15 protein-coding genes are annotated in these 14,642 nt (G+C 68.6%); 8 read left to right on the forward strand and 7 right to left on the reverse strand.

Annotated elements, in window-relative coordinates:
• Positions 1–9: 9 nt before the first annotated feature.
• Entirely contained in the window at positions 10–867 is an 858-nt protein-coding gene (locus AC1D2E_RS15065) for an IclR family transcriptional regulator (protein WP_478198139.1), read from the reverse strand.
• 191 nt (positions 868–1,058) lie between these two features.
• Between AC1D2E_RS15065 and AC1D2E_RS15070 the strand changes: the two genes are divergently transcribed.
• The 8 genes from AC1D2E_RS15070 (at position 1,059) to AC1D2E_RS15105 (ending at position 8,757) form a co-directional block, all read left to right on the forward strand.
• Positions 1,059–2,141: an ABC transporter ATP-binding protein gene (locus AC1D2E_RS15070; protein WP_478177710.1), complete on the forward strand. Its 1,083-nt coding sequence runs from the start codon at positions 1,059–1,061 to the stop codon at positions 2,139–2,141.
• Positions 2,138–2,986 carry an ABC transporter permease gene (locus AC1D2E_RS15075; protein WP_478198140.1) on the forward strand — a complete coding sequence of 283 codons (849 nt, stop codon included), beginning with the start codon at positions 2,138–2,140 and terminating at the stop codon, positions 2,984–2,986. The genes AC1D2E_RS15070 and AC1D2E_RS15075 overlap by 4 nt, the downstream gene beginning before the upstream one ends.
• 7 nt (positions 2,987–2,993) lie before the next feature.
• Positions 2,994–3,788: an ABC transporter permease gene (locus AC1D2E_RS15080; RefSeq protein ID WP_478198141.1), complete on the forward strand. Its 795-nt coding sequence runs from the start codon at positions 2,994–2,996 to the stop codon at positions 3,786–3,788.
• Entirely contained in the window at positions 3,785–4,090 is a 306-nt protein-coding gene (locus tag AC1D2E_RS15085) for a (2Fe-2S)-binding protein (protein ID WP_478198142.1), read from the forward strand. The genes AC1D2E_RS15080 and AC1D2E_RS15085 overlap by 4 nt, the downstream gene beginning before the upstream one ends.
• Complete coding sequence (locus tag AC1D2E_RS15090; protein WP_478198143.1) at positions 4,087–5,481, forward strand: FAD/NAD(P)-dependent oxidoreductase; 1,395 nt, start codon at positions 4,087–4,089, stop codon at positions 5,479–5,481. Before AC1D2E_RS15085 ends, AC1D2E_RS15090 begins: the two co-directional genes overlap by 4 nt.
• On the forward strand, positions 5,478–6,614 hold the full coding sequence (locus AC1D2E_RS15095; RefSeq protein ID WP_478198144.1) for an NAD(P)/FAD-dependent oxidoreductase: 1,137 nt from the start codon (positions 5,478–5,480) through the stop codon (positions 6,612–6,614). The genes AC1D2E_RS15090 and AC1D2E_RS15095 overlap by 4 nt, the downstream gene beginning before the upstream one ends.
• Before the next feature lie 36 nt (positions 6,615–6,650).
• The gene (locus tag AC1D2E_RS15100) at positions 6,651–7,718 is read left to right on the forward strand and encodes an ABC transporter substrate-binding protein (protein ID WP_478198145.1); all 1,068 of its coding nucleotides are present in this window, start codon (positions 6,651–6,653) and stop codon (positions 7,716–7,718) included.
• A 304-nt stretch (positions 7,719–8,022) separates the two neighbouring features.
• Positions 8,023–8,757: a hemerythrin domain-containing protein gene (locus tag AC1D2E_RS15105; RefSeq protein WP_478198146.1), complete on the forward strand. Its 735-nt coding sequence runs from the start codon at positions 8,023–8,025 to the stop codon at positions 8,755–8,757.
• An 8-nt stretch (positions 8,758–8,765) separates the two neighbouring features.
• Here AC1D2E_RS15105 and AC1D2E_RS15110 read toward each other — a convergent pair whose 3' ends face one another.
• The 6 genes from AC1D2E_RS15110 to rpsA form a co-directional block, all read right to left on the reverse strand.
• Positions 8,766–10,121, reverse strand: a complete 1,356-nt coding sequence (locus AC1D2E_RS15110) for a GAF domain-containing protein (RefSeq protein WP_478198147.1) — start codon at positions 10,119–10,121, stop codon at positions 8,766–8,768.
• A 5-nt stretch (positions 10,122–10,126) separates the two neighbouring features.
• Positions 10,127–10,576: a hypothetical protein gene (locus tag AC1D2E_RS15115; RefSeq protein ID WP_478198148.1), complete on the reverse strand. Its 450-nt coding sequence runs from the start codon at positions 10,574–10,576 to the stop codon at positions 10,127–10,129.
• A 310-nt stretch (positions 10,577–10,886) separates the two neighbouring features.
• On the reverse strand, positions 10,887–12,071 hold the full coding sequence (gene lapB / locus AC1D2E_RS15120) for a lipopolysaccharide assembly protein LapB (RefSeq protein WP_478172227.1): 1,185 nt from the start codon (positions 12,069–12,071) through the stop codon (positions 10,887–10,889).
• The gene (locus AC1D2E_RS15125; protein WP_478172228.1) at positions 12,061–12,393 is read right to left on the reverse strand and encodes a LapA family protein; all 333 of its coding nucleotides are present in this window, start codon (positions 12,391–12,393) and stop codon (positions 12,061–12,063) included. The genes lapB and AC1D2E_RS15125 overlap by 11 nt, the downstream gene beginning before the upstream one ends.
• 44 nt (positions 12,394–12,437) lie before the next feature.
• Complete coding sequence (locus tag AC1D2E_RS15130; RefSeq protein WP_286371264.1) at positions 12,438–12,755, reverse strand: integration host factor subunit beta; 318 nt, start codon at positions 12,753–12,755, stop codon at positions 12,438–12,440.
• Between the two features lie 71 nt (positions 12,756–12,826).
• The gene (rpsA, locus tag AC1D2E_RS15135; RefSeq protein ID WP_286371265.1) at positions 12,827–14,512 is read right to left on the reverse strand and encodes a 30S ribosomal protein S1; all 1,686 of its coding nucleotides are present in this window, start codon (positions 14,510–14,512) and stop codon (positions 12,827–12,829) included.
• Positions 14,513–14,642: the final 130 nt, after the last annotated feature.

Raw genomic sequence — 14,642 nt, forward strand, 5'->3', positions numbered from 1 at the left:
GACGCGGCCTCACGCCGGTCCGGGCTCCGCGGGCAGCTCGATGCGTTGCACGGCCGGCGAACTGGCCAGGCTCTGTGCCGGCCGACGCAGCGTCGCATCGAAGGGATTGATCTTCGGGCCGATGGCGGCAGCCTCGCGCTTGAGCAGTTCCACCACCGTAGGCATGCGGTCGGCGTTGAGCCGGTCGGCGATGGTGCCGACGCTCAGTGCCGCCACGGCGCGACCTTCGCGGTCGCAGATGGGGACGGCCACGCCGGCCATGCCTTCGAGCAAGCCGGTGTTGCGGCCCGCGTAACCGGCCTGGCGCACGCGCTCGATCTCGGTCCGCAGATAGACCTCGTCGTACACCCCGTACTCGCGCACGCGCGACAGGTTGAAGCGGATCACTTCCTCGCGCTCGGCCTCCGGCAGGAAGGCCAGGATGGCCAGTGCGCCCTGGCCCACGCCGAGGGCGATGCGTCCGCCGATATCGCCGGTGAATGAGCGGATCGGGAACGGGCCCTCGCTGCGGTCCAGGCACACGGCATCGAAACCGCTGCGCGCCAGCAGGAAGATGCTGTCGCCGAGGCTGGCGCACAGGCGCAGCAAGACCGGCCGACACAACGTGCGCAGGTCGCCTGGATTGCCCGCATGGGCTGCCAGCGCGAAGAAGTCGATGCCGAGCCGGTACAGCTTGGTGCGCGCGTCCTGCTCGACCATGCCTTCGGCCACCAGCGATTGCAGCAATCGGTGCGTGGTGGCCTGCGTCAGGCCCACGGCGCGTGCAATCTGGGTCACCCGGCCGCCCTCGGCCTGCACCGTGGCCAAGGCCCGGATCACGGCAAAGACACGCGGCACGCCGCCGGTCGCTGTGGAAGTGGTGCTCATGCCTTTGTCCGATGGAATCTGGAGCCGCCAGTTTACGGCAAATATTCCAATAAACGGAATAAGTTGAAGAAAGATTCTGATTGATGGAATACCCTGTGATTTCTGGCCCGTTGATTGCAATAGAGTGAATTGAATTCGACAAAGACTACAGTTGCCGCCCCGTTGGGGTGCATCCAGGAAAGGCCGGACGCATGTCATTTCTCAAGCTCATCGACGTCACCAAGTTCTACGGCAGCACCTGCGCGGTGTCGGCCATGAACCTCTCGGTGGAAAAGGGCGAGTTCGTCTCGCTGCTGGGGCCTTCGGGCTGCGGCAAGACCACCACGCTGCAGATGGTGTCGGGTTTCGAGGCGGTGAGCAGCGGCCGCATCGAACTGGCCGGGCGCGACATCACGCATGTCAAGGCCAACACCCGGGGCCTGGGCATCGTGTTCCAGACCTATGCGCTGTTCCCGCACATGACGGTGGCCGACAACGTGAGCTTCGGCCTCGAAATGCGCAAGACGCCGGCCGCCGAGCGTCGCGAGCGCGTGCGGCAGGCGCTGTCCCTGGTGCATCTGGACGCTCACGCGGCGCGCTACCCGCGCGAACTCTCGGGCGGCCAGCGCCAGCGGGTGGCGCTGGCGCGTGCCCTGGTGATCGAGCCGCCGGTGCTGCTGCTGGACGAGCCGCTGTCCAACCTCGACGCCAAGCTGCGCGAGGAGATGCAGTTCGAGCTGCGCCAGATCCAGCGCAAGGTGGGGACCACCACGGTGATGGTCACGCACGACCAGAGCGAGGCCATGTCCATCAGCGACCGCGTGGTGGTGATGGAAGGCGGCCGCGCCACCCAGATCGACCATCCGCACCGCGTCTACGAGCATCCGCGCACCCGCTTCATCTCCACCTTCGTGGGCAAGGCCAACCTGCTGGCCGGCCGCATCGTCGCCAATGGCGCCGGCACGCGTGTCGACCTGGGGCCGCTCACCGTCGACGTGGAGGATGCCGGCTTCCGCCACGGCGTGCCGGTGCTGCTGAGCGTGCGACCCGAGAAGCTGCAGCTGGTCGAGGCAGGCGGCGGCCGCATCGGCGGCACGGTGCGCGAACGCTTCTTCCTCGGCAGCCAGTGGCTCTATGCCGTGAGCACGGTGCTGGGCGAGCTGATGGTGCTGTCTCCCAATGACGGACGGGTCGCGCTCGACGAGGGCCATCCCGTGGGCATCGGCTGGCCCGACCACTGCTCGCGCCTGCTGCCCGCCGACGGGGCCGAGTCCGTCGCCGAGGAGATGGCATGAAGCAACCCACTCCCTGGATGCTGTCCGGACCGGCCCTGCTGCTGTTCGCCGGCCTGCTGCTGGTGCCGTTGGCGCTGACGGCGGTGCTGTCCTTCAACGTCTATGACGCCGTCACGGGGCCCAAGGCCGACGCGTTCACGCTGGCGCACTACACCCAGGTCTTCACCGACTCCTACTACCACGGCATCTTCTGGCGCACCTTCTGGATCTCGGCGCTGGTCTCCCTGATCTGCGTGCTCGTCGGGACGCCGGAAGCCTATGTGCTGAGCCGCATGCGCAATCCGTGGCGCTCGGTGATGCTGCTGGTGGTGCTGGCCCCGCTGCTGGTGTCGGTGGTGGTGCGGGCCTTCGGCTGGAGCATGCTGCTGGGACCCGAAGGCCTGGTCAACGGCATGCTCAAGCTCGTCGGCCTCGGCCCGGTGAAGATGCTCTATACCGAGACCGCGGTGGTGATCGCGCTGGTGCACGTGATGCTGCCCTTCATGGTGATTCCGGTCTGGACCTCGCTGCAGAAGCTGGACCCGGGCGTGGAGAACGCGGCGCTGTCGCTCAATGCCTCTGCCTTCACCACGCTGCGGCGCGTCGTGCTGCCGCAGGTCATGCCGGGCATCCTGTCGGGAAGCCTGATCGTCTTCGGTCTCTCCGCCAGTTCCTTCGCCATTCCCGGCCTGCTCGGCGGACGGCGTCTCAAGATGGTGGCGACCGTGGTCTACGACGAGTACCTGCACGAGCTCAACTGGCCGTTGGGCGCGGCGATCGCACTCACGCTGCTGGCGGCCAACCTGGTCGTCATGCTGAGCTACAACCGGGTGGTCGAGGGCCGCTACAAGAAGGCGCTGGGGTGAAGAAGCCATGAGCAGGAACGGCCCCTTCGCCCTCGCGTTCAACGCGCTCGTCATCACCTTCATGCTGGCGCCGCTGCTGGTGGTGTGCATCGTCGCCTTCACCCCGGAAAACACGCTGACGCTTCCGACCACGCGCTTCTCGCTGCGCTGGTTCCGGGCCGTGTTCGCACATCCCGATTTCATGCAGTCCTTCTGGAACAGCTTGTGGCTGGGGCTGGCTTCGGCCACGCTGGCCACGCTGCTGGCGGTGCCGGCCGGCATGGCGATCACGCGCTACGACTTCGCCGGCCGCGACTTCCTCAACGGCCTCTTTCTCTCGCCGCTGATCATTCCGCACCTGGTGCTGGGGGTGGCGCTGCTGCGGCTGTTCGCGCTGGTCGGCGGCACCGGCAGCTTCGGCTGGCTGGTGGTGGCGCATGCCCTGGTCGTCACCCCGTACACGCTGCGCCTGGTGGTCGCCGCGCTGGTCGGCTTCGACCGCAGCGTCGAGCAGGCCGCGCTGTCGCTCGGCGCGAGCCAGACCACGGTGTTCAGGCGCATGACGCTGCCGATGATCCTGCCCGGCGTGACCGGTGGCTGGATGCTGGCCTTCATCAACAGTTTCGACGAGGTGACCATGTCGATCTTCGTGACCGCACCCAGCACTGTCACGCTGCCGGTGCGCATGTACATGTACGCGACGGAATCCATCGATCCGTTGATGGCGGCGGTCTCGKCGCTGATGGTCGCGGTGACGGCCTGTGCCATGGTGCTGCTCGACCGCGTCTATGGGCTGGACCGCGTGCTCGTGGGGCGCCGATGAGAACGACGCCATCGCGAGCGCTGCTGCACCGCGTGGCCGAGACCGGCCGTGCCGTCGTGCCATTCACCCTGGATGGCCGGCCGGCCAGCGCGCTGGCCGGCGATACGGTGCTCACCGCCGTGCTGACCCTGTCCGGCCAGTTGCGCCGCAACGAGTTCAGCGGCGCCCCGCGGGCCGGCTTCTGCATGATGGGCGCCTGCCAGGACTGCTGGATCCGGACCGCCGACGGCGGGCGGCTTCGCGCCTGCTCCACCTTCATCCAGCCCGACATGGCGTTGGTGACCGAGGAGGAGCCGGCATGACGGCGCCCGCATTGCAGCCCGTCATCGTGGGCGCCGGCCCGGCCGGCGTGCGCGCGGCCCAGGCCCTGGTGGCGCACGGCCTGCGGCCGGTGCTGATCGACGAAGCCGGCCGGGCCGGCGGCCAGATCTATCGCCGGCCGCCCGCGAACTTCAATCGCTCGCCGAAGACCCTCTACGGCTTCGAAGCCCCACGCGCCGCGGCGGTGCACGCGGCCCTGGACGGACTGCAGGGCCGCGTCGACTACCAGCCCGACAGCCTGGTATGGAATGTCCAGGGCGGTCAGCTCGATGTGCTGCATGGCCCGAGCGGCAGCACCCGCGCCGTGCCCTTCCGCCAGCTCATCGTCGCCACCGGCGCCACCGATCGCGTGCTGCCCGTGCCCGGCTGGACGCTTCCGGGCGTCTACACGCTGGGAGGCGCCCAGGTTGCGCTCAAGTTCCAGGGCTGCGCGATCGGCACGCGCGTGGTCTTCATGGGCACCGGCCCGTTGCTGTACCTGGTGGCCTACCAGTATGCGAAGGCCGGGGTCGATGTGGCCGCGGTGCTCGACACGGCCCGACTCGCCGACCAGGTGGCCGCGGTTCCAGCCATGCTCACGCAGCCGTCCGTGTTCTTCAAGGGCGTCTACTACGTGGCCTGGCTGCGTGCGCGCGGCGTCGCCCTGCATGGCGGGGTGCGTCCGCTGCGGGTGATGGGCGATGCGCAGGTGAGCGCCGTCTCGTGGCACGACGGTCGCCGCGAACGCAGCCTCGAATGCAACGCCGTCGGCTTCGGCTACGCCTTGCGCTCCGAAACGCAGCTGGCCGACCTGCTGGGTTGCCGCTTTGCCTTCGCACCCCTGCATCGCGCGCATCTGCCCGAGCGCGATGGCGCCGGCCGCTCCAGCGTGCCCGGGGTCTATCTGGCAGGCGACGGGGCCGGCATCATGGGCGCCGACGCGGCCGAATGGGCGGGCGAACGCGCTGCGCTGGCGCTCCTGGCCGATCACGGCATCGCGGTGGATGCGACCCGCGCCCAGGTGCTGGAACGCAAGATCGACAAGCTGTCCGGTTTCCGCCGCGGCCTGGAGCGAGCGTTTCCGTTCCCGCAGGACTGGGCGGCCCAGGCGCCCGACGAACTGGTGGTGTGCCGTTGCGAGAACGTCACGGCCGGCGAGCTGCGCGAGACCGTCCGGCGCTGCGGCGCCGACGAGCTGAACCGCCTCAAGGCCTTGTCCCGCGTCGGCATGGGCCGTTGCCAGGGGCGCATGTGCGGCGTGGCGGCGGCTGAAATTCTCGCCCACGCGACCGGCCAGCCGGTGCAGCAGGTGGGCCGGCTGCGCGGGCAGGCGCCGATCAAGCCGATCCCGATTCAGCTGGCGAGCGCCCGGGTCGAGGGAGTGGACGCATGAAGCAATGCCTGAAGACCGATGTCGCCATCGTCGGCGGCGGCATCGTCGGTGCCTCCGCCGCCCTGGCGCTGCGGCAGATGGGCCTGCAGGTGGCATTGCTGGAGCGYGACCTKTGCGGYTCGCGCTCCAGCGGCGTGAACTAYGGCGGCGTGCGGCGCCAGGGCCGGCCGCTCAGCCAGCTGCCGCTGGCGCAGCGGGCGCACCGCATCTGGGGGCGTCTGGCCGAGCTCATCGGCACCGACGGCGAATACCTGCGCTCCGGCCATTTCAAGATCGCCCGCAGCGAGGCCGACCTGGCCGCTCTCGAGCGCTACCGCGACCAGAGCCGCGACTTCGAGCTCGGCATCGAGCTCCTGTCGGGGCAGCGCCTGCGCCAGCGCTGCCCGTGGCTCGGGGGCCGGGCGGTCGGCGGCTCGCTGTGCGTGGAAGACGGGCAGGCAAATCCCCGATTGGTGTCGCCGGCCTTTGCGATGGCGGCGCGGCGCGCGGGCGCGCAGATCTTCGAACGAACCCCGCTCGACGAGGTGGCTCACGACGGTCAAGGCTTCCTGCTGCGCTCGGGCAACGCGCTGGAGGTGCGCGCGCCCCTGATGCTCAACTGTGCGGGCGCCTGGGCCGGTGCCATCGCCAGCCAGTTCGGCGAGCCGGTGCCGCTGCAGTCCGGCCATCCGGCGATGGCAGTCACCGAGCCGCTGCCGCACTTCATGGACTGGAGCCTGGGCGTGGAAGGCGGCGGCGTCTACTGCCGCCAGGTCGCGCGTGGCAACCTGGTGCTCGGCGGCGGCGCGGGCCTGGCGCTGGATGCCGACCGTGCACGCGTCGGCCGCGAAGCCATCGCCACCCTGGCGGTGCAGGCGATCGAATTGCTGCCTGCCTTGCGCCACGCCAGCTTCATTCGGACCTGGAGCGGCACCGAAGGCTACCTGCCCGACCGCCAGCCCGTGCTCGGCCCCAGCCGGACCACGCCGGGCCTGATCCACGGCTTCGGCTTCGCCGGCGCGGGCTTCCAGATCGGCCCCGCCGTGGGCGAGGTGCTGGCCGAACTGGTGCGCGACGGTCGCAGCAGCACCCCCATCGAGGCATTCGCCGTCGAACGCTTCCAGTCCACGGCCGTGCCTGCCGCGGCGCATTGAAATCTCCTTCACTCCACTCCCTGAGGAAACTACGCCATGTCCCGTTCTCGCCAGCCTCTCCTTTCTCGCCGTGCACTCCTCGCCGTGGCCGCCGCTTCGGCGCTGGCCGGCGCCGGCGCGGTCAATGCCCAGACCAAGACGCTGTACATCGGCATGAACGGAGGCACCATGGAGAAGGCGTACACGCAGTACGTCTTCCCGGCCTTCGAGAAGGCGAACAACGTGAAGGTGGTGGTGGTGCCCGGCACGTCCTCCGACATCCTCGCCAAGGCGCAGGCCAACAAGGACAAGCCCCAGATGCACGTGATGTTCCTGGACGACGGCATCATGGTTCGCGCCATCGGCATGGGCCTGTGCGAGAAGCAGCGCCCGAGCGCCGCCCTCAACGAGATCTATCCGGCCGCCCGCTTCAAGGGCGACATGGCCAGCGGCGTCAGCCTGGGCATGACCGGGCTGGCCTACAACAAGAAGATGTTCGCGGAAAAGGGCTGGGCCGCGCCCACCTCGTGGATGGACCTCGCCGATCCCAGGTTCAAGGGCAAGGTGGTCTTCCAGTCGATGTCGTCTTCCTCCTTCGGCCTGCACGGCTTCCTGATGTTCAACCGCATCCAGGGCGGCAACGACCAGAACGTGGAGCCCGGCTTCAAGGCCTGGCCGACCACCATCGGCCCCAACGTGCTCGAGTACATCCCGAGCTCGGCCAAGATTTCCGAGATGGTGCAGACCGGCGAGGCGGCGCTGTTCCCGCTCACGCCGACCGCGGTGGCCGCGCTCAAGAGCAAGGGCATTCCGGTGGAGTACGCCCAGCCGAAGGAGGGTTCGGTGGTGCTGATGGTGGGGCAGTGCGTGATCGCMAACAACAGCGAGCCCGAGTTGTCGCAGAAGCTGGCTGAATTCCTTCTGAGCCCGCTGGCCCAGGCCAATGTGCTCCAGTTCGGCAGCCAGATCCCGACCAACCCCAAGGCGCCTGCGATGGGGGAGGGCGCGGCACAGGTGGCCGACATCAACAAATGGATGAAGAACGCGGTGACCCTGGATTGGGAAAGCGTGAACGCCAACCGGCCGGCCTGGAACGCACGCTGGAACAAGACGATCGAACGGTAGGCATCGGGCAGCGGCCGACGGACGCGCCTTCAGCCGCTGCCCGGGCGGGCGTGGTCGGCGCACGGCTCACGCGCGGCAGCGCCCTCGAGCGGCCGACGCGGCTGTGGCTGCTGCGCTTCGATCGCAAGCTGACCGCGATGACGCTGCCCGCGTCCTGAGCCGGCGACCTGCGCGCGGAATTTAAGGTTTCGTGAGGGATTGCTTAAGCAATTCTTAGCGGCGCGCGCGGGCATGGATTCCTAGACTTCTTCCCAGCAGGCCGGCGCACGGTGCGCCGGCCGCTGAACCCGGAAGGTAGGACCCCATGAACATCGATCAGCGCGAATTGCGCCATGTCGCGGAGGCCGCAGCGCCCCGCGTCGACCTGTATGCCGGCATTCACAAGGCGCTGCGTGCGCTCATGGCCGACACCCTGCTGGCCGTCGGGCGCATGGACAGCGAGGATGCGCTCGAACTCGCGCAGGTCACGCAGCGCGTACTGGAACTGCTCGACTTCTGCCGCTCCCACCTGCAGCACGAGAACGAGTTCATCCACACCGCGATGGAGGCCCGCGCGCCCGGTGCCAGCGGCAAGATCGCGCACGAGCACGACGAGCACCTGCAGACCATCGTTGCACTGGCGAACCAGACCACCGCGCTGCTGCAGTGCGAACCCGCGGTGCGGGAGACCGGCGCACTGGCGCTGTATCGGGCGCTCTCGCTGTTCATCGCCCACAACTTCGAGCACATGCATGTGGAAGAGACGGCGCACAACGCGGTGCTCTGGGCCCGCTACACCGATGCCGAGCTGATCGAGCTGCACAACAGGCTGGTCGCCTCGATCCCGCCCGAGGAGATGATGTTCGTCCTGCGCTGGATGGTGCCCTTCCTGAACCCGGCCGAGCGCGCCGCCATGCTCTGCGACATGCGCGCGCATGCGCCGGCGCCGGCCTTCGCCGCCGCGCTGGACCTGGTGCGGCCGCATTTGAGCGAGCGCGAATGGACCAAGCTCAGCCTCGCCCTGGGGCGGCCGGCGGTACCGGGATCGATGCAGGGCTGAGGCCGGATTCAGCCGGCGATCTCGGTCAGCGCGACTGGTCGCTCGACCCGCAGCAGGAAGCGTCCGCGCCCGGTCTTCTCGATCCGGATGTGCGGGCTGTTCTCCTGCAGCCGGCGCTGCAGCAGCACCAGGCGCGCCTCCAGGTTGTCCGACAGGTCGGGCAGCCGCAGCGCCGGGTCGAGCCGCAGCTCGCGGTTGCTGAACTCGCTGCGGCCCTGCTGCGTGTGTTCGCGCAGCAGCTTGCCGAGGATGGCGCCCGCCACGCCCTTGATCAGATAGCTGTCGCCGATGAAGATGCTGCTGTTGGCGAGGTAGTGGCGGACCGCGATCGGTGCCCCGGAGGGCGGCGGCGCGCGGCGGGGCGGCTCGGCCGCGGCCGCCGCCTCGTCGCCGGTGCGCAGCAGTTCGAGCGCGGCGCCGAGATGGCCGGCGATCGCGACCAGCGCGTCCTCGTCCTCGAAGCCGAAGCGCATGTCGAGCGGACTCTCGACGAACAGCGCGCCGAGCAGGCGGCCGCTGGAGACGATCGGCACCGCCAGCTGGCTGTGCGTTTCGGCCAGGCCCGGGAACGGGATCTCGGTGTCGAGCACCAGTCCGGGTTCGATCTCGCGCATGCTGCTGCGCACCGCGTGGCTGTAGCTCGCCGCATTCGTCATGTGGCTGATGCGCACCGGCGTGCGCTCCCGCGCGGCGACGCCGATCACGCCATGGCCGATCTCGATCTCGGAGCCGACGCCCGAGGTCGCATAGCCGCAGCTTGCCACCGTGTACAGGCGCTCGGTGGTGCTGTCGCGCATCAGCACCATCGCATGGCGGATGTCGAGCTGGTCGTTGAGCACCGCCAGCACGGCCTGCAGCAGCGCGTCGGTCGCGCAGCAGGCGGCCAGCCGCTCGGCCGAGCGGCGCACGCCTGCCAGCAGGCTGTGACGCGGCGGCGGCAGGGGCAGGCGCTCGCCTTCCAGGGCCTCGATGGCTTCGACCTCGTAGATGTCGGCGCCGAGCAGGCGGAACACGCCCGCCATGCCCGAGTGCGAAGCAATGCCGGCCAGTTGCGCCTTCATGCCTTCGAAGCGCGGCCCTTCGGTCTCGGTGCGCAGGTAGCGCAGCTCGAGGCGGTAGAAGGCAGCGACCACCGGGTCCATCACCAGCACCGCACCGCGCGGGTTGGCGAGGATGTTCTGCCGCGTCTTGTTGAAGAACTGGAAGGACAGCGCGACGTGCCGCTCGTCGACGTAGTAGACCTGCGAGATGTAGGCGACGTTGGGCGTGCCGTCCTGCGCGCAGGTGGCCATCATGGCCGGGATGGCGCCCTCGAAGCAGGCGCGGATCGCGTGCAGCGACGGCGGCGGCGGGCTCGCGCTCATCGGCGTCAGGCCGCGGGCAGCGCGCTGCCGGCCTTGGGCCCGGGCGTCTGGTCGTAGGCTTCGGTCGGCGTGAAACGGATCGCCACCACGTCGTCGAGATCGAAGGCCAGCATGGCGCGCACGAAGACGGCGTCGTAGCCGACGCAGCCGACCTCGTGCTCCATCGAGCGCAGGTAGCGGCTCAGCAGCGGCCGGTCGCTGTCGGTGGCGGCCCGGAGTTCCGCGCGGCGGGCCTTCACCTGCACCGTGCGATGGCTCAGCGGTTCGCTGAAGACCACCGCGACGTGCCCGGTGGCCGCGACGTCCTGCAGCAACTGGCGCGACTGGTTGCGCGAGACATAGACCGTGAGCTCGCTGCCGTCGGCCGCGATGCCGGCGCCGACCGCGCGCATCAGGCTGGGCCGCTGCGCGGCGTTGCGCGAGGCGACGATGGCCGAGACGCCCTTGTCGATCATCGCAATGTGCTCGGGGCTCAGGAGGGGGCGGGGAGGGGCTGCGGACATGGGACGGGGCCGGTCGGCGAAATCCGGCATTTTGATTCAAAGTCCCACTGTCGTCCGTTTTTCGGACGGCCTACGCCATGCGGCCGAAGCACTGGCCTCAGGCCGGCGCCGGGCCGCCCCAAGGCGGCCTGCGGCCCCCTCGGGGGGCAGCGACCACACGAAGCGAGGGAGCGTGGGGGCTCAGGCCGGCGCCGGGCCGCCCCAAGGCGGCCTGCGGCCCCCTCGGGGGGCAGCGACCACACGAAGYGAGGGAGCGTGGGGGCTACAGTTCCTCGACGCGCCGCGGCGGGTAGCTGTCCCAGGCCTGGCAGCCCGGGCAATGCCAGAAGTACTGATGAGCCTCGAAGCCGCAGGCCGCGCAGCGGTAGCGCATCAGCGGCCGGGTGGCCTGGTCGAGCGAGCGCTGTACCTGCGGGTGGAACTCCTCGTGCTCGAAGCGTTCGCCGGCGAGCCAGCGCGAGGCCGCGACCAGCGAGGGATGGTGCGCCAGGTGGGCGATGTAGCCGTCGCGGGGTTCCGGCGCGATCGCGGCATCGGAGGGCGCATCGTCCGGCAACGCCGGCGTGCCGCCGAGCGCGATGATCGCCTCCAGCACATCGATCGAGGGCGAGGCCACATAGCGGCGCTGCAGCAGGGCGAGGGCCTCCCCCGAGCGCTGCGAAGCGACCGCGGCTTGCTGCAGCGCCGCCGCATACAGGGGCAGCGCCAACGGCGCGGTTTCGCTCAGTGCCGCCAGCGTGTCGAAGGCGGCCACCGCATCGCCGCTGCGCAGGTGCAGCGTGGCGCTGTCGATCGCCGGTCGCGGGGCCTCCGGCGCCAGCGCAATCGCCTGCTGCAGCAGCCTCGCCGCTGCGCCCGGGTCGCCGGCGGCAACGCGCTCGGCGGCCTGTTCGCACAGGTGGTGGGCCCGCCGGGTGCTGTAGCTCGCCTGGTCGGATTCATCGAGCTTCTGCGCCACATCCTCGGCCTGCGCCCATTCGCGCGAGCGTTCGTAGATGGCCAGCAGCGACAGCCGGGCCTCGTTCTCGTAGCGCGTGCCTTCCAGCTTCTGCAGCGCCGCTTCGGCGCGGTCGAGCAGGCCGGCGCGCAGAAAGTCCTGCGCCAGCGCGTGCTGCGCGCGGTCGCGGTCGGCGCGGCTCAGGTCGCCGCGACCCAGCAGGTGCTCGTGCACGCGCACCGCGCGCTGGTATTCGCCGCGGCGCCGGAACAGGTTGCCGAGCGCGAAGTGCAGTTCCTGCGTGTCGGGGTCGTTCTGAACCGCCTCGATGAAGGCGTCGATGGCCTGGTCCTGCTGCTCGTTGAGCAGGAAGTTCAGGCCGCGAAAGTAGGCTTTCGGGGCTTGGCGGTTCTCGATCCGGAGCTGCCGGAGGTCGAAGCGCGAAGCCAGCCAGCCGAGCACGAAGGCGATCGGCAGGCCGAGCAGCAGCCAGCTGAAGTCAAAGTCCATGTTGGCGTACGGCGGGCAGGTCGGCGGGGGCTGCGGGCGTGGGCGTGGCGGCGGCGGACGAAGGCGCCGGCGGCGCACCCGGTGCACCTTGCGCGCCCGGAACCTGCGCTGCGGCGCTGCGGTGTTTCCACCAGCCCGGCAGCATGCCGAGCGCGCCCACGACCAGGCCGCCGGTGAAGGCGGCCAGCACCACCAGTACCAGGGGCGCGCGCCACGAGGTGCCGAAGAAGAAGTAGACGGTGGCGTCGTGCTGGTTGTTCAGCGCGAAGGCGAAGAGGGTAAAAAAAATGGCTGCCTTGAGCAGCCACAGGAGATATTTCATGCGGGTCCCCGATGGCCGGGGAATTCTATGCCGGGGCCGGCGTGTCAGCCGCGCTTGTGCTTCTCGGCGTCGAGCAGCGCGGTTTTCGCATCCACCGCTTCGCGCAGGGCCTTGCCCGGCTTGAAGTGGGGCACGCGTTTCTCGGGAATCTGCACGCTCTCGCCGGAGCGCGGGTTGCGTCCGATGCGGGGCGGGCGCCGGTTCACCGTGAAGCTGCCGAAGCCGCGGATCTCGATCCGGTGGCCACGCACCAGTGCGTCGCTCATCGCGTCAAGAATGGTCTTGACGGCGTATTCGGCATCGCGGTGCGTCAGTTGCGCAAATCGGGCCGCGAGTTCTTCGACGAGATCGGAGCGGGTCATGGCAAGAGAAAGAGTAGACGAAAAAAAAGACAGGGTGGCGCCCGGCGCCGACCCTGTCCCCGGGACCCGGATTACTTGTCCGAGTTGTCCAGCTTGGCGCGCAGCAGGGCGCCCAGGCTGGTCGTGCCCGCGTTCTCGCGTGCCGATTGCTGGCTCAGGCTGGCCATGGCGCCTTGCTCGTCGACCATGTCCTTCTGCTTGATCGACAGCTGGATGTTGCGGGTCTTGCGATCCACATTGACCACCACGGCCGTGACTTCGTCGCCTTCCTTGAGCACGTTGCGTGCATCTTCCACGCGGTCGCGGGAGATTTCGCTGGCGCGCAGGTAGCCGATGATGTCTTCACCGAGATCGATCTCGGCACCGCGGGCGTCGACCGTCTTGACCTTGCCGGTCACGATCTGGCCCTTGTCGTTCACGGTGGTGAAGGTGGTGAACGGATCGCTGTCGAGCTGCTTGATGCCCAGCGAGATGCGCTCGCGGTCGACATCGACAGCCAGCACGATCGCTTCGACTTCCTGGCCCTTCTTGTAGTTGCGAACGGCGGTTTCGCCGGTTTCGTTCCACGAGAGGTCGGACAGGTGAACCAGGCCGTCGATGCCGGCAGCCAGACCCACGAACACGCCGAAGTCGGTGATCGACTTGATCGGGCCCTTGACGCGGTCGCCGCGCTTGGTGTTCTGCGCGAATTCCTGCCACGGGTTGGCCTTGCACTGCTTCATGCCCAGGCTGATGCGGCGCTTGTCTTCGTCGATCTCGAGGACCATGACTTCGACTTCGTCGCCCAGCGAGACGATCTTGTTCGGCGCGATGTTCTTGTTGGTCCAGTCCATTTCGGAGACGTGCACCAGGCCTTCGATGCCGGGTTCGAGTTCGACGAACGCGCCGTAGTCGGCGATGTTCGTGACCTTGCCGAACAGGCGGGTCGATTGCGGGTAGCGGCGCGAAACGCCCATCCACGGGTCGTCGCCCATCTGCTTCAGACCCAGCGAGACACGGTTCTTCTCGGTGTCGAACTTGAGGATCTTGGCGGTGATTTCCTGGCCGGCCTGCACCACTTCGCTCGGGTGGCGAACGCGGCGCCATGCCATGTCGGTGATGTGCAGCAGACCGTCGATGCCGCCGAGGTCGACGAAGGCACCGTATTCGGTGATGTTCTTGACGACGCCGCGCACGACTGCGCCTTCCTTCAGGGTTTCCATCAGCTTGGCGCGCTCTTCGCCCATGCTGGCTTCGACCACGGCGCGGCGCGAGAGCACCACGTTGTTGCGCTTGCGGTCGAGCTTGATGACCTTGAATTCGAGGGTCTTGTTCTCGTACGGGGTCAGGTCCTTGATCGGACGGGTGTCGATCAGCGAACCCGGCAGGAAGGCGCGGATGCCGTTGACCAGCACCGTGAGGCCGCCCTTGACCTTGCCGCTCGTGGTGCCGGTGACGAAGTCGCCGGATTCGAGGGCTTTCTCGAGCGCGAGCCACGAAGCCAGACGCTTGGCGGTGTCGCGCGAAAGGATGGTGTCGCCGTAGCCGTTCTCGACGCTGCCGATGGCCACGGAAACGAAATCGCCGGCCTGGACTTCGAGCTCGCCCTTGTCGTTCTTGAACTCTTCGATCGGCACGTAGGCTTCGGACTTGAGGCCTGCGTTGACGACGACATGGTTGTGTTCGACACGCACGACTTCGGCGGTGATGACCTCACCGGTGCGCATCTCCGAACGCTTCAGGGATTCTTCGAATAGGTCGGCAAAAGATTCAGACATGTGGTTTTCCTTCCGTCACGCAGGGTTTGCAGTTGCACTATTGCGACTGGCTTGGATCTGGAGACGGTGGTTGTTTGGGCTTTGGGGCCCGGGTTGAGGTTGAACAACCAGCAGGCCGGTGCGCTGTCGC

The organism is Variovorax sp. P1_H2 (genome assembly GCF_056405295.1).

Coding starts and splice junctions, on each gene's coding strand:
- AC1D2E_RS15065 (WP_478198139.1), bottom strand. CDS start 867: ATGAGCACCACTTCCACAGCGACCGGCGGCGTGCCGCGTGTCTTTGCC.
- AC1D2E_RS15070 (WP_478177710.1), top strand. CDS start 1,059: ATGTCATTTCTCAAGCTCATCGACGTCACCAAGTTCTACGGCAGCACC.
- AC1D2E_RS15075 (WP_478198140.1), top strand. CDS start 2,138: ATGAAGCAACCCACTCCCTGGATGCTGTCCGGACCGGCCCTGCTGCTG.
- AC1D2E_RS15085 (WP_478198142.1), top strand. CDS start 3,785: ATGAGAACGACGCCATCGCGAGCGCTGCTGCACCGCGTGGCCGAGACC.
- AC1D2E_RS15090 (WP_478198143.1), top strand. CDS start 4,087: ATGACGGCGCCCGCATTGCAGCCCGTCATCGTGGGCGCCGGCCCGGCC.
- AC1D2E_RS15105 (WP_478198146.1), top strand. CDS start 8,023: ATGAACATCGATCAGCGCGAATTGCGCCATGTCGCGGAGGCCGCAGCG.
- AC1D2E_RS15110 (WP_478198147.1), bottom strand. CDS start 10,121: ATGAGCGCGAGCCCGCCGCCGCCGTCGCTGCACGCGATCCGCGCCTGC.
- AC1D2E_RS15115 (WP_478198148.1), bottom strand. CDS start 10,576: ATGATCGACAAGGGCGTCTCGGCCATCGTCGCCTCGCGCAACGCCGCG.
- lapB (WP_478172227.1), bottom strand. CDS start 12,071: ATGGACTTTGACTTCAGCTGGCTGCTGCTCGGCCTGCCGATCGCCTTC.
- AC1D2E_RS15125 (WP_478172228.1), bottom strand. CDS start 12,393: ATGAAATATCTCCTGTGGCTGCTCAAGGCAGCCATTTTTTTTACCCTC.
- AC1D2E_RS15130 (WP_286371264.1), bottom strand. CDS start 12,755: ATGACCCGCTCCGATCTCGTCGAAGAACTCGCGGCCCGATTTGCGCAA.
- rpsA (WP_286371265.1), bottom strand. CDS start 14,512: ATGTCTGAATCTTTTGCCGACCTATTCGAAGAATCCCTGAAGCGTTCG.